General features: G+C 44.8%; 12 protein-coding genes. 1 reads left to right on the forward strand and 11 read right to left on the reverse strand.

Annotated elements, in window-relative coordinates:
- From hisD to hprK, 8 genes are all read right to left on the reverse strand, one after another.
- On the reverse strand, positions 1-1278 hold the full coding sequence (gene hisD, locus JOD03_RS10670; RefSeq protein ID WP_204590961.1) for a histidinol dehydrogenase: 1278 nt from the start codon (positions 1276-1278) through the stop codon (positions 1-3).
- A complete protein-coding gene (gene hisG, locus JOD03_RS10675) occupies positions 1275-1910 on the reverse strand; it encodes an ATP phosphoribosyltransferase (protein ID WP_204590963.1) in 636 nt (211 codons plus the stop codon). Before hisG ends, hisD begins: the two co-directional genes overlap by 4 nt.
- The gene (locus JOD03_RS10680; protein ID WP_204590965.1) at positions 1910-3067 is read right to left on the reverse strand and encodes an ATP phosphoribosyltransferase regulatory subunit; all 1158 of its coding nucleotides are present in this window, start codon (positions 3065-3067) and stop codon (positions 1910-1912) included. The genes hisG and JOD03_RS10680 overlap by 1 nt, the downstream gene beginning before the upstream one ends.
- Before the next feature lie 814 nt (positions 3068-3881).
- Positions 3882-4361, reverse strand: coding sequence for an acyltransferase (locus tag JOD03_RS10685; protein ID WP_204590967.1), 480 nt, complete (start codon positions 4359-4361; stop codon positions 3882-3884).
- Entirely contained in the window at positions 4358-5008 is a 651-nt protein-coding gene (ppaX, locus tag JOD03_RS10690) for a pyrophosphatase PpaX (RefSeq protein ID WP_204590968.1), read from the reverse strand. Before ppaX ends, JOD03_RS10685 begins: the two co-directional genes overlap by 4 nt.
- 2 nt (positions 5009-5010) lie before the next feature.
- Entirely contained in the window at positions 5011-5952 is a 942-nt protein-coding gene (locus tag JOD03_RS10695) for a nucleoside recognition domain-containing protein (protein WP_204590970.1), read from the reverse strand.
- 11 nt (positions 5953-5963) lie between these two features.
- On the reverse strand, positions 5964-6776 hold the full coding sequence (lgt, locus tag JOD03_RS10700) for a prolipoprotein diacylglyceryl transferase (protein WP_204590972.1): 813 nt from the start codon (positions 6774-6776) through the stop codon (positions 5964-5966).
- A 16-nt stretch (positions 6777-6792) separates the two neighbouring features.
- Entirely contained in the window at positions 6793-7713 is a 921-nt protein-coding gene (hprK, locus tag JOD03_RS10705) for an HPr(Ser) kinase/phosphatase (protein WP_204590974.1), read from the reverse strand.
- A 110-nt stretch (positions 7714-7823) separates the two neighbouring features.
- On the opposite strand from hprK, the gene JOD03_RS10710 reads away from it, so the two are divergent.
- A complete protein-coding gene (locus JOD03_RS10710) occupies positions 7824-8360 on the forward strand; it encodes an N-acetylmuramoyl-L-alanine amidase family protein (protein WP_204590976.1) in 537 nt (178 codons plus the stop codon).
- 112 nt (positions 8361-8472) lie between these two features.
- On the opposite strand, the gene JOD03_RS10715 is transcribed toward JOD03_RS10710, so the two are convergent.
- From JOD03_RS10715 to uvrB, 3 genes are all read right to left on the reverse strand, one after another.
- Complete coding sequence (locus JOD03_RS10715) at positions 8473-9684, reverse strand: DUF4097 family beta strand repeat-containing protein (protein WP_204590978.1); 1212 nt, start codon at positions 9682-9684, stop codon at positions 8473-8475.
- Between the two features lie 85 nt (positions 9685-9769).
- Positions 9770-12640 carry an excinuclease ABC subunit UvrA gene (uvrA, locus tag JOD03_RS10720; protein WP_204590980.1) on the reverse strand — a complete coding sequence of 957 codons (2871 nt, stop codon included), beginning with the start codon at positions 12638-12640 and terminating at the stop codon, positions 9770-9772.
- Entirely contained in the window at positions 12641-14635 is a 1995-nt protein-coding gene (gene uvrB, locus JOD03_RS10725; RefSeq protein ID WP_204590982.1) for an excinuclease ABC subunit UvrB, read from the reverse strand. It lies immediately after the preceding gene.
- Positions 14636-14696: the final 61 nt, after the last annotated feature.

Below are 14696 nucleotides of genomic sequence, written 5' to 3' on the forward strand. Positions count from 1 at the left end.
TTAGTTGTCCTCCAGGTCTCTTCGTATTTCAACAGCGCGCGCATGTCCCTCTAACTGTTCCATGCGAGCTAAACGGGCTACTTTTGGGTAGTTTTCTTGCCATAGCTCTTTTGAATAATAAATAACACTCATCTTTTTTTGGAAATCTTCTACACTTAGGCCACTTGAAAAACGAGCTGTGCTGTTTGTCGGAAGCACGTGATTCGTCCCTGCAAAATAATCCCCAATCGGTTCAGATGAATAGCGACCGATGAAAATGGCTCCGGCATGTCGAATCTGCTTGCTCACTTCTTCAGCGTCACGTGTCATGATTTCTAAATGTTCCGGTGCTAGTTGATTCACTGCAGCAATGGCTTGATCCATCGACTCGACAACATAGCTCGTTCCATACGCTTCAATCGAAGCCCTAGCGATTTCTTCACGCGGAAGTGTTTGAAGTTGGCGTTCAACTTCTACTGCTACTTCGTCTGCTAGTTTGTCACTTGTTGTGATGAGAATTGAGCATGCTAACCGGTCGTGTTCCGCTTGAGCGAGAAGGTCCGCTGCGACATCTGCTGCAAACGCTGTCTCATCTGCGAGCAGGGCCACTTCACTCGGACCTGCGATACTGTCGATGGACACAGTGCCGAACACTTCACGTTTTGCGAGCGCTACGAAGCGGTTCCCAGGCCCTGTGATCTTGTCGACTTTCGGAATCGATTCCGTTCCGTATGCTAAAGCTGCAATGGCTTGTGCGCCACCGACTTTGTAGATTTCATCGACACCTGCAATAGCCGCTGCCACAAGCACTCCAGTAGGAATTGTTCCGTCTGCAGAAGGTGGTGTCGTGATAACAAGCTTTTTGACGCCTGCGACTTTCGCTGGAATTGCGTTCATTAGAACAGAAGACGGATAAGCCGCTGTTCCACCTGGTACGTATAGCCCCGCTGCGTCCATTGGCAAGAAGCGGTAGGCAAGATAGCTCTCCGCATCTAATGGATGTACGATATCTTCACGTAATTGAAGCTCATGGAATCGACGGATATTGTCTGCTGCTTCTTCAAGGTCTTGCTTGAGTTGTGGGTCAATCTCCGCAAGTGCTTGTTGAATTTCCTCTTGAGTAACGCGTAATGTGTTGAGTTTTGCTTTGTCCCATTTTAATGTGAACTCGAAAAGCGCTTTATCACCAGACAGTTTGACTTGTTCAATGATGTCTTGCACGATTTGGCGGTCTGCTTCTGACCCTTGATCAACTGAGCGCTGAATAGAAACCTCTTGAGACCAGTTTACTTTTTTCATTCCACTTCCGCCTCCACTGCTTCTCGAAGTCGTTTCGCCATTTCTCGAATACGCTGTTGTTTGATGCGGTAGCTGACCGGATTTGCAATGAGTCGAGATGTGATATCGACAATTTTTTCATATTCTACAAGTCCGTTTTCTTTTAATGTTCGCCCTGTCGATACGATATCGACAATGCGATCTGCAAGTCCAATCATCGGCGCAAGCTCAATCGATCCATTCAGTTCAATGATTTCGACTTGCTCTCCTTTTTCTTTGTAAAACGAAGTCGCAATCGACGGATATTTCGTTGCAACACGTGGTGCCACATCATTCATCTTCGTATCTGGAAGGCCTGCTGTTGCCATGTAACAGTAGCTGATTTTTAAGTCTACAAGCTCCATGACACTGCGTTGTTGCTCAAGGAGCACATCTTTTCCTGCCACCCCAAGGTCTGCAACACCGTGTTCTACATAGACGGGAACGTCCATCGGTTTCGCTAAAATAAACCGTAGTTTTTCTTCCGGCACTTCCACAATCAGTTTACGGGAGTCTTCCATCTCTTCAGGAAGTTGATAGCCCGCTGCTGCAAGAAGTTCCAGTGCCTCTTCAAATATACGGCCTTTTGGCATCGCAATTGTTAAAAAGTCCATTACAGTTCACCTTCTGTCAAATCCGTCACTTGATCAAAGTTCTTCTCAAAACTCTCTGTGTCTTGGACGGCTTGTTTTAATTGAATCGTTACAAATTCTCCTTGTTGCTTATACTCTGCAGCCAGGTCGAGCGCTTTTGCGTACATGCTTTGAGTCGTATACAGTAAGCGACGAGTTACGGGTTCAGTTGACGTTGGCAAGATTTCAAGAAGGTGGTCGATACGAATACTAAATCCAGTCGCACCCACTTCTGTTCCAAATTGCTTCAATAAATCATCATAGCGTCCACCATTTCCTAACGGGAAGCCACTGCCTGCACCGTACACCTCAAAAACCATTCCTGTGTAGTAGTGCATGTGACTGACGACTAACGGATCTACCTGAAACACATTTTTTAATTCCGGTAGTGTTTCAATCGTTTCGATGACCGATACGAATTGTTTCGTCTCATCTGTCGCAAGTTCAGGGAAGGCTTGGAGTAGGTCTTTTAAAGAAGTACCCCCGATCGCCTCTTGGAAAAACGCATAAAATGGATTTGACTGTTTATAATCTGCAGCCCAGCGGTCGATGCTGACAAAGTTCTTTTCCACTAAAAATTCTCGAACACGCTGTTGCTCTTCAGCTGATGGAATCAATGTCTCAAGTGCTTGATTGATGAGCCCAGCATGGCCAATCGTAATGGTGAAGTCTTCAAGGCCCAGTTCACGCAGTAACCCTGCGGCTAGCCGCAAGATCTCGCTGTCCGCGAGTGCCGATGTATCCCCTAAAAGCTCAAGTCCTAATTGTTCAAATTCGGCTGGACGTCCGCCCTCTCGTTGTTGCGCACGGAACACTGTCGAATTGTAAGCGAGTCGCAATGGGTTTTTTTCTTTCAACAGTTTCGCAGCTGCTACTCGTGCGATTGGTGTTGTGAGGTCTGGTCGAAGAACGAGCATCTCCCCTTGGTTATCTACGAGTTTAAAAAGGGCTGCTTCATCGAGAGCACTGATTTTCCCGATAGTTTCGAAGTATTCCAGTGACGGCGTTTGAATAAACTCATAGCCGTTTTTGGTTATATAGGACATCGCTCTTGTGCGAAGGGTTTGGTGGTGTGTGTAGAGTTTTGGAAGTGTGTCCCGCATGCCAAGCGGTTTTTCGAACGGTTGTATGATTGACATCTAGATCGCCTCACTTTAAACACTTTAGTATGCTAGAGTAGTAGAGAAATGAATTATTTATTTAGTGTACGGTATGCTATAGTATTCGTCAACTGTTGGGGCTTTTCCTTTATCTATTAGATGTGGAGAACGCCACTCTAGAAACTCCGAGGAAATTAGACGTACCCATGAAGGCGTTTTTCAGCCTTTGTGGGTGCGGCTGATTCCGGAGCGTGTTTCTGGCGTTCGCAACTCGATTCCAATTAGATGTGGAGCAGACTGTTCAGAAATTGTGCAATTTTAGACGTTGAGTTCCATTACGGGGTTGCTTTCCGTGGGCGCTGCGTGAGCTTCCTCGTCGCAGGCTCCTGCGGGATCTCACGACAGACTTTGATCCCACTGGAGTCAACCCCTTCATTCCACTCAACTTTAGTTTTAGATATGGAGAACGCTGCTCTAGAAAATTCTGATACATCGTGAGATACGCGTTGACAGAAACCCAATAAAATAGGGGTACTCAATTGCCTGTTTATGTTTCATTGAATTTACAATGGTTGACTGTTTAGTGGCAACAAATCCTGGAAGCCAGGTCGTCATTTCCCGGGCCATCAGGGTTTTCCCGAGACCCGGCAACGAAGATGAAAGTGCTCTTCTTTCATCTTACGTGGGGAGGCTCGGGGAAATCCTCCCAGGAAATGACGACCTGGGTGGAAGGATTTCTTGGTATAATTCGGTAAATTGTGACAGGCACCATATGGGAGTGGTTTCCAAATGGTGACAGGCACCCACAAAAAAGTATAAAAGAAAACCCGGCCCACTCTTGGACCAGGTTGAGTTAGTTGCGTATGATTTGCATTGGGTTTCCACCGACGAACGCTCCAGCAGGAACATCTTTGTGGACCAAAGTTGCCGCTGAGACTGTGGCACCGTCCCCGATTGTGACACCAGGTAGGATGGTCGTATTTGCGCCAATTAAGACATTGTCACCAATGATGACATCTCCGAGACGGTATTCATCAATCAAATATTCATGGGCAAGAATGGTTGTGTTGTAGCCGATTATTGAGTTCCGTCCGACTTTAATTTTCTCTGGGAACATGACGTCGACCATGACCATCAGGGCAAAAGCTGACTGTTCCCCAACTTCCATCTTCAAAAATGTCCGGTAGAGCCAATTCTTCAACTTCAGTGAAGGCGAATAGCGCGTCATTTGAATGACAATGAAGTTTTTCATGACTTTAGTTAAAGGAACCGTTTTGTAAATCTGCCAAAGCGAGTTACTTTCAGTTACAGGGTAACGCGTAGTGTTTCTCATTTGTCTTCGCCATCCACAATCGTAAGAAGTTCATCCATACTATGTAGTGTAAATTTCGGCTCAAACGCAAGTAAATAATCCAATCCCTTGATAGACCAAGCAACAGCCACTGAATCTACACCAGCTGCTCGCCCCGCCATAATATCATGGAAGTTATCCCCTACCATCAGTGCTACTTCAGGAGCTACATTCAGCTTTGACAGTGCCAATTGTACAGGTTCTGGATCTGGCTTTGCATTCTTTACGTCATCTAAGCCTATAACGGCAGAGAAATACTCACGGATAGCCATTAGATTCAAAGCGCGTTCGATCATTTCGTTTCTTTTCGTCGAAACAATCGCTAACTGGATGCCTCTGGCGTGCAGCTCTTTCACTGTATCTACCACTCCAGGAAAAGCCTGCACCATCGAATCGTGGTTCTCTACATTCCATTTCCGGTAAGCGGCAATCAAGTCGTCCACTTTTGTTGGGTCTACTTGAGTAAAGGTCTCATAAAGAGGCGGTCCTAAGAAAGGAAGGATGGATTCTCTTGAATATTTCCCTGGAAATTTCTCATCCAACACAGTTTGGAATGTTTGAATGATCAATTCATTTGTATCAATCAATGTACCATCTAAATCAAATAAAACTGCTTTGTAGTGTGACATAGCTACTGCGTCACCTCTTTCTGTTGAGTGCGTTCTGCTCTCCTCCAGACATACGCGACAGCGATTGTTAAGACGAATGCTGTAATTAAACGTATTAATAGGAGTGGCAGAATAGGAATTCCTAAAGGTATAAAGATGAGTGTATCTTCTACAATGGCGTGACACGCAACTAGGAAGATAAATACGAGTGTTGCGTCTTTTTTGCTGACCCCGTCTTCTTGCACGGCTTGAATCATAACGCCTGCACCATAAGCAAGCCCGATCACTAGACCCGCTACGAGCGTAGAGGATGCATTTGGTTGTACACCTAAAACGCGTGTGAGCGGTCCCATGCGGTCACTAAGTTTTTGCATATAGCCTTTCTCGCGTAAAAACTGAATGACAATCATGAGTGGAATAACGATGAGTGCTAATTGGAACACACCGATCGCCGCTTTTTGTAAAGCAAGGAGCACGATTTCTCCCCATCCTTCTGGAACGGCAGTTTTTGCTTGAATGACCCCATATTGAGCCGTCTCACTTCCACCTTTCCATAGCCAATTAATCAATACAGCGGAAATGATGGCAAGCCCGAAACGGACAACTAAGACGACCCAAAGTTTGACACCGACTCGCAGTGCCACACCCGTCTCAATGAAGATGTTATGGGAAAAAGATAGCATAACGGCTAATATAAATACTTCTTTAACCGTCAGCTCTAAAGATAAGATCCCTGCGATTCCTGCATACAAATTCAATGCATTCCCCAGAACAAGTGGGATGGCTGCTTCACCAGGTAAACCAATCAGACGCATGAAAGGCGCAATCAATTCTGTTACCCAAGGAAGTACCGGGGTGAACTGCAAGATAGTTAAAATAAACGTGATGGGAAAGATGATTTTCCCGAGTGTCCAAGCTGTCTTCAGTCCTGCTTGCGCACCGCGTTTCCAAATCCCCACGAGCATGGCCTTCTTTCTTAATCTTGATAGCGTACTTTCACTTTTAACACAAAACGACGATATACAAATACAATGATTGCGACAACAATCGTTACAAGGGAAACGACCTGTGCCGTTCTCAAATCTCCCACTAAATAAAGACTATCTGTACGAAGCCCTTCAATAAAGAAGCGACCAACAGAGTACCATGTTAAGTAGAACAAGAACATTTCACCGCGCAACAGATTCACTTTGCGAAGGACGATCAAAATGACGACCCCCGTCAAGTTCCAGATAGATTCATACAAAAATGTCGGATGATAATACGTTCCACGAATGTTCATCTGTTCGATGATCCAGTTCGGAATGTATAAACTTTCTAAGAAACTGCGCGTCACTTCACCACCATGCGCTTCTTGATTGATGAAGTTGCCCCAGCGCCCAACCGTTTGCCCAATTAAAATACTTGGTGCGACAATGTCGGTTACTTTCAGGAACGAATCTTTCCGCTTTCTTGTGAAGAAGTACGCTGTTAAGAACGATGCAATCAACGCACCGTGAATCGCGATTCCACCTTCCCAAATTTTAAAAGCGTCCAGTGGATTGTCTGCGTAGTTTTCCCACTTGAAAATAACGTAGTAAATACGTGCTCCGATGATTGCGAGTGGAATTGCCCACAGCAATAGATCAGTTAAATATTCTTGATGGAAGCCACGCTTGACCATCTCTTTTTGCGCTACTAAAAATGCAACGACGATTCCGAGCGCAATAATAACGCCATACCAACGAATTGACAACGGTCCGAGTTGAAACGCAACTGGATCGATGGCAAGTAAAACACTATCCCACATGCAAAGTTCCTGCTTTCTATTTAGAATTGATGACGGAATCTAAGCGGTTTGCAAAATCTTCTGCCGCGTTCATCCCCATTTTTTTCAATCGGTGGTTCATGGCGGCCACTTCAATAATAACCGCTAAGTTTCGACCTGGTCGGACAGGAACCGTCAATTTCGTAATTTCCGAACCAATGATTGGCATTTTTTCTTCTTCTATCCCGAGACGATCATAATTTTTTGCCCCATCCCATAGTTCCAGTTCAATAACGAGAGTGACTCGCTTTTGACTACGGACTGCCGAAGCCCCGAACAAGGTCATAATGTCGATGATACCGAGTCCGCGAATTTCTAGCAAATGTTCAATCAATTTAGGCGCTGATCCAATCAGTACGCCCTCGCCTTCTTGACGAATCTCCACACAATCATCTGCCACCAGTCGGTGACCACGTTTGACAAGTTCTAGAGCCGTTTCACTTTTCCCGACGCCAGATTTCCCGATAATGAGAACACCAACACCGTGGATGTCGACCAACACGCCATGAACGGCCGTCATCGGTGCAAGTTCCCGTTCTAAAAAGTTTGTCAGCTGACTATAAAAGCGCGTCGTCGGAATATGCGTTTTAAATACTGGCACTGATTTTTCATTAGAAGCTGCAAGAAGTTCTTCTGGCACTTTATGATTGTGCGCCACGATAATGGCAGGTGTATCTGCAGCACAGAGCTTCAGCATACGCTGCTGTTTTTCATTTGGCTCGAGTAGTTCAAAAAATGAGAGCTCGGTCTTTCCTAATAGTTGGACGCGGGAAGACGGATAATGTGTAAAATAGCCCGCCATCTCAAGTCCTGGCCGTGAGATATCAATAATCGAAATGTGTCGTCCAATTCCTTCTTCCCCACTAACGAGTGTAAGCGGAAATTGTTCGAGCAAATCTTTTGCGGTGACGTGGGCCATATGGTTCCCCCTTTTCAAAAACATATCTCTTATTGTAGCACGACTTCTCGAGGGAGTTGTATCCTTCCGCCCTCCTTTTCTCTATTTATTCTGAAAAGGAGGAGAAGTCAATGTGTATAGTTTTGGACCCAGGTCATGGCCCTTTCACTGCTGGTAAGCGTTCACCGGATGGTAGATTGCGGGAGTATCATGTCAATGCAGCGATTGCAAAATTTGTTCAGCAAGAATTAGAGGGAATTGTGACATGTCACTTCACCACGAACGGAGATAGGGACGTCCCTTTATGGGAAAGGTCTCAGTTTGCCAATCAGTTAAAAGCCAGTTTATTTGTGTCAATTCATGCAAATGCGTATGGGTCGACCTGGAACGCTGTTTCTGGAATTGAAACCTACATTGCCCCACGAGCGAGCAAGAAATCTCATCTTGTCGCTAAGGCTGTGCAGGCTCAGTTAGTGAAGAAGACGGGACGCTTGGATCGAGGTGTAAAAACAGGGAATTTCCATGTACTAACACGCACTACTATGCCAGCTATCTTGGTAGAGGTGGGTTTTATGACAAATCGAGTGGAGTGTGAGTTGTTGTTGTCGGAGGAGTACCAGCGGAAGTGTGCGAAAGGGATTGCTGCAGGGATTCGAAGTGTACTTTAGAAGAAAGGGGTGACAGGCACCATTTGGGAACTGATGGTAAATGGTGCCTGTCACCCCCATGTAGCATCCACAAAAAAAAGCCTTGCCGCGATGGCAAGGCTTTTCCTATGAATTAGCGATTCTCTGGGTCATGCGTATTTGATGAATCGAATGCATCATTTAACGCTTCCGTTGTCGATGTATCTTCTGTAGAAGTCGTCGCTGCAGGAGCGGTTGCATGTGATTCTTCTGTTGTTGTATAGCGAACAACAACAGTACCTGTCTTCGCTTCCCCTGATACGTAGAGAGGTGCTTGATCGTCATCTGTTGCTTTTGTGAACGAAACTTTCTTCATCATAAATTGTTCCGAATGATTCGTCTGCGTCACATCTGCAAGTTGGACATCTAGCTGCCCTAGTTGTGTAGAGGCTTCACCTTTAAGTGGTAAGTGACGTGGAACGTATAATTCCACATTACCGGCTAACGCGGAACCTTCTAATTTACGCGGTGACTGATGCTTAGTCGTCAATACAAGATTTCCGTTGACGCTCGTCGCTTCAAGGTCACGAATTTTTCCTTCTACGTAAATACGGCCGTTCACTGCTTCTACTTCTACTGCTTCCCCGTTTACATCCTTCAATTGAACAGCACCATTGACAGTTTCAATGTCCACTTCCTCAATTTCCATGTGGTGGAGCGAAACTTTGCCGTTTGTCGTCTTCACTTTAATATGTTTCGCATCAAACGATCCAGCCGTTAAATCGCCGTTGAATAAACGAACGGTTAATTGCTCGTAGTGATGTTTCGGGACTTTCAAGGTAAGGTGAGCAGCAATCGTCTTCATATCGCTAAATACACGTAAGCGCCCATCTTCTTCTTTAAATACAAAGTCGGAGTGTAATTTTTGACGTAACTCTTCTTCCGGCATAGAACGGTATGACTTTACTGTCACATCTCCTGTAACATGCGCTTCGTCTGTCGGATAAATTTCCACTTTCCCATTTGCGATGTCTACTGTAATCGAACGAAGTGATTCCGGGTGAAGCGTATAAGAATCTTTAATCGTCACAGCGTCTCCAAATGGATTGTCGAAATCAAATTGCCGAAGCTTTTCGACCGTCCCTTGCATCATCTGCATGACACGCTCACCTACTACAGTAAAATCACGCTTTGCATCTTCAATGAAATCACGGTTACGATTCGTCGTTTCTTTTGTGTCTTGTTTGAAGCTCGTATGTGTCTGTTCTTGTTGTTTCGATAAAGCATCCAGCAGTCCCATTGCCTCTTGTGCAGTAATTTGTCCGTTTTCTAGCATATCCAATATACGTTTACGTTCATCTTGCATGGTGTGGCCTCCTCTTTCTACTGGTATTCTTTCTTCCTACAGTATCTCATACGTCTGGCAAACAAAAAAGTTTCATCCCTTGGCTTTATTTAGCTTTTGTAGCTGTCTTCACAGAAGCTTCCATACGCGCTTTGTCACGCTCAAGCACCGGCTTTAAATAACGGCCTGTATACGATTCAGGAACTTCACATATTTCTTCAGGGGTTCCAGTAGCTACAAGAGTACCACCTTTGTCTCCGCCTTCTGGACCGAGATCGATCATGTAATCTGCCGTCTTGATAACATCCAAATTATGCTCGATAACCAACACAGTTTCCCCGTTGTCTACGAGACGTTGCAATACGACAAGTAAACGAGCGATATCATCTACATGTAGTCCAGTTGTTGGTTCATCCAAAATATAGAAGCTTTTTCCTGTAGAGCGTTTATGCAATTCACTTGCAAGTTTCACACGTTGCGCTTCCCCACCAGAAAGTGTTGTTGCTGGCTGACCCAATGTCATATAGCCAAGTCCGACATCGACAATCGTTTGGAGTTTACGATGGATCTTCGGATGATTTTCAAAGAATAGAACCGCATCTTCAATTGTCATCTCTAAAATATCTGAGATGTTTTTCCCTTTGTATTTCACTTCCAAAGTCTCACGGTTGTAACGTTTTCCATGACATACTTCACACGGCACATAGACGTCTGGTAAGAAGTGCATCTCAATTTTTAAAATCCCGTCTCCGCGGCAGGCTTCACAGCGACCGCCTTTCACGTTGAAACTGAAGCGCCCTTTTTTATAGCCGCGCACTTTCGCTTCATTCGTCGCAGCAAACACATCCCGAATATCATCAAACACGCCTGTGTACGTTGCCGGATTGGAACGAGGCGTTCTCCCAATCGGAGACTGATCAATATCTATGATTTTTTCAAGTTGTTCGATTCCAGTGACTCCTTTACTCGCACCCGGTTTTGTTTTTGCACGATTAATTTTTTGTGCGAGTGATTTATAAAGGATTTCATTGATCAATGTACTCTTTCCAGACCCGGAAACGCCTGTGACTGCTGTGAATAAACCAAGTGGAATGTCGACAGAGACACCTTTCAAATTGTTTTCCGTTGCTTCATGAATCGTTAATTTCCGACCATCTGATTCTCGGCGTTCCACTGGCACGGGGATGAACTTCTTACCACTCAAATAGTGGCCCGTGAGTGATTTTTTACTCTTCATCACTTGTTTAGGAGTTCCAGCAGCAACAATCTCTCCGCCGTGCACACCAGCTCCTGGACCTATATCAATGAGATAATCCGCCGCCATCATTGTATCTTCATCATGTTCAACGACAATTAATGTGTTCCCGATATCTCGCATGCTTTGAAGCGTCCCGATGAGTCGGTCATTATCGCGTTGGTGAAGGCCGATTGATGGCTCATCTAAAATGTATAGAACTCCGGTTAAACGCGAACCGATCTGTGTCGCCAAACGAATACGTTGCGCTTCTCCACCAGAAAGGGTTCCAGCAGCGCGGTTAAGCGTTAAATAATCCAGTCCCACATTGATTAAGAAACCTAGACGCTCTTCGATCTCCCGTAAAATAAGGCGGGCGATCTGCATATCTTTTTCAGAAAGGTTCAAACCGTTGAAAAACGCTTGTGCTTCTTCAATCGAATACTCACTGACTTCCCCGATATGCAAGCTCTCCACTTTTACTGCTCGCGACTCTTCCTTTAAGCGGTACCCACTACATGTCGGACATGCATGTTCTGCCATATATTTTTCCATTTGCTCACGAATATAGTCGGACGATGTATCTTTGTAGCGGCGTTCAACATTTGCAAGTACTCCTTCAAAGTAAATCATGTTATCGCGCACTTGCCCGAATTCATTTACGTAGCGGAAGCGAATCTTCTCTTTCCCGGAACCGTTCATGATTTTATCCCACTGGTCTTTAGGCAAATCTTTAACCTGCTTTTTCATGGAAATTTTATAGTGTTTCGCCACAGCTTCTAATAATTTTGGATAGTAGTTCGAACTCGTCGGCTGCCAGGCAACAATTGCCCCATCCGCTAATGATAAGGACATATCTGGAACAACTAGTTCTGGATCTACTTCTAATTTCATCCCCAACCCATCACAGTCTGGACAGGCTCCAAATGGACTGTTAAACGAGAACATACGCGGCTCTAATTCACCGATTGAAAATCCACAGTACGGGCATGCGTGATGCTCAGAAAACAATAACTCCTCTTCTCCGATGACATCGATAATGACATTCCCTTCTGCCAAACGTAGTGCCGCTTCTAATGAATCACTTAGTCGAGGTTCCACACCTTCTTTGATAACGATACGGTCGATCACGACAGAAATTGTGTGCTTTTTATTTTTGTCTAACTCTATATTGTCATCTAGATCAACTAAGTCTTCATTGATACGTACTCGGACATACCCCTGTTTTCGCAAGTCTTCAAACAATTTCACATGTGTCCCTTTACGTCCGGAAACAACAGGAGCTAGCACTTGAAGCTTCGTTCGTTCTGGATATTCCATAATGCGGTCCACCATCTGTTCGATTGTTTGAGAGGTAATTTCGATTCCGTGATTTGGACAGATCGGTTTTCCTACTCGTGCATACAATAGGCGTAGATAATCATTGATTTCTGTTACCGTCCCTACTGTAGAGCGAGGATTACGACTCGTAGTTTTTTGATCGATTGAAATCGCGGGAGAAAGACCCTCAATCGTATCGACGTCCGGCTTATCCATCTGGCCTAAAAATTGACGCGCATAAGCAGACAGGGACTCTACATAGCGTCTCTGTCCTTCTGCATAAATCGTATCAAATGCGAGAGAAGATTTACCGGAACCCGACAATCCGGTCATCACGACCAGTTTGTCACGAGGAATGGTCAAACTCACATTTTTTAAGTTATGGGCACGTGCCCCTTCTATTCGAATCTCTTGGTGCTTCATTTAGCTTCCTCCCTCTAACTTTAATTCGAGAAGTGCATCCCGAAGCTCTGCTGCTCGCTCAAAGTTAAGTGCGCGTGCAGCATCTTTCATTTCTTTTTCAATGCTCATGATGAGCGTCTCGCGTTCTTCTTTCGTCAACTTCTTACCAGAAACAAGTTGTTGTGCGTAGCTTTCCACTTCTTCCGTCTCTTGCGTCGCACGAATTACTTCACGCACTTTTTTCGCAATCGTCGTTGGTGTGATGCCATGCTTTTCGTTGTACGCCATCTGAATCTCACGACGACGTTTGGTCTCATCGATGGCTTTTTGCATGGAATCTGTGATTTTGTCGGCATACATAATCACTTCACCATTCGAGTTACGAGCTGCACGCCCGATCGTCTGAATGAGTGAACGTTCCGAGCGCAGGAAGCCTTCTTTATCTGCATCAAGAATCGCTACTAACGAAACTTCTGGAATATCTAGACCTTCTCGTAACAAGTTGATTCCAATCAACACGTCATATGTTCCCAGTCGAAGCTCGCGAATGATTTCTATCCGCTCTAGCGTCTTGATTTCAGAGTGAAGGTATTGCACTTTAATTTGCAGCTCTTTTAAATAATCCGCAAGATCTTCTGACATCTTCTTCGTCAATGTTGTAATCAACACACGTTCGTTTCGTTCTGCTCGCACATTGATTTCATGAATCAAATCATCAATCTGTCCGGTGATCGGACGGATATGAATGACAGGATCAAGTAAACCAGTCGGACGAATAATTTGTTCAACCATTTCTGGTGTATGGTCAAGTTCATACGGGCCTGGTGTGGCCGACACATAAATTGCTTGATGAATGCGTTCTTCATACTCCTCAAACTTTAACGGACGGTTGTCGAGTGCGGAAGGTAATCGGAAACCGTGTTCGACTAACACAGATTTACGCGCTTGGTCACCGTTGTACATGCCGCGCACTTGTGGCAAGGACACGTGACTTTCATCGACAATAAGTAAGAAGTCATCTGGAAAATAATCGAGCAATGTATACGGAGTGGCACCCGGTTCACGCAATGTCAAATGACGAGAGTAGTTTTCAATACCCGAGCAGAAGCCCATTTCACGCATCATCTCTAAATCATAGTTCGTGCGTTGTTCTAGGCGTTGCGCTTCTAGTAATTTATCTTCAGCACGTAATTTCTTCAGTTGTTCTTCAAGTTCGCGCTCAATATTTTCAATAGCAATCTTCATTTTCTCTTCACGCGTAACGAAGTGGGATGCTGGGAAAATAGCCACGTGATCTCGTTCTGCTACAATTTCACCGGTCAATGCGTCTACTTCTCGAATGCGATCAATTTCGTCTCCAAAAAACTCAACACGAATACACTTCTCATCTCGAGAAGCGGGGAAAATTTCTACCACGTCACCTCGCACACGGAATGTTCCTCGAATAAAATTCACATCGTTGCGCTCGTACTGGACATCTACAAGGCGACGCAGCAGTTGGTTGCGTTCAATCTCCATACCCGTTCGAAGAGATACAACCATTTCTTTGTATTCTTCCGGATTCCCTAAACCATAAATACACGAAACCGATGCAATGATGATGACATCTTTTCGTTCAAAAAGAGAGGATGTAGCAGAGTGGCGAAGTTTATCAATTTCATCGTTTATGCTTGAATCTTTTTCAATATACGTATCGGTTTGGGGTACATACGCTTCCGGTTGATAGTAGTCATAATAGCTGACGAAGTATTCGACTGCATTGTTTGGAAAGAATTCTTTGAACTCACTATAAAGTTGACCAGCAAGCGTTTTATTATGTGCCATCACTAAAGTGGGGCGATTAATTTCTTTGATCACGTTAGAGACCGTAAATGTTTTCCCTGTGCCTGTTGCACCGAGTAATGTCTGATGCCGTTTTCCTTCTTTGACGCCAGCGATCAGTTCTCGGATTGCGGTTATTTGATCTCCTGCTGGTTCATAAGGAGCTTGCAAGTCAAAAAGGGTCTGTTCCGCCATTTCACTACACTTCCTTCTATATAAAATCTCTCCGTATCTTCGTTTCTCTCATGATACCCTT

Source organism: Chryseomicrobium aureum, from assembly GCF_016909155.1.
GTDB lineage: Bacteria > Bacillota > Bacilli > Bacillales_A > Planococcaceae > Chryseomicrobium > Chryseomicrobium aureum.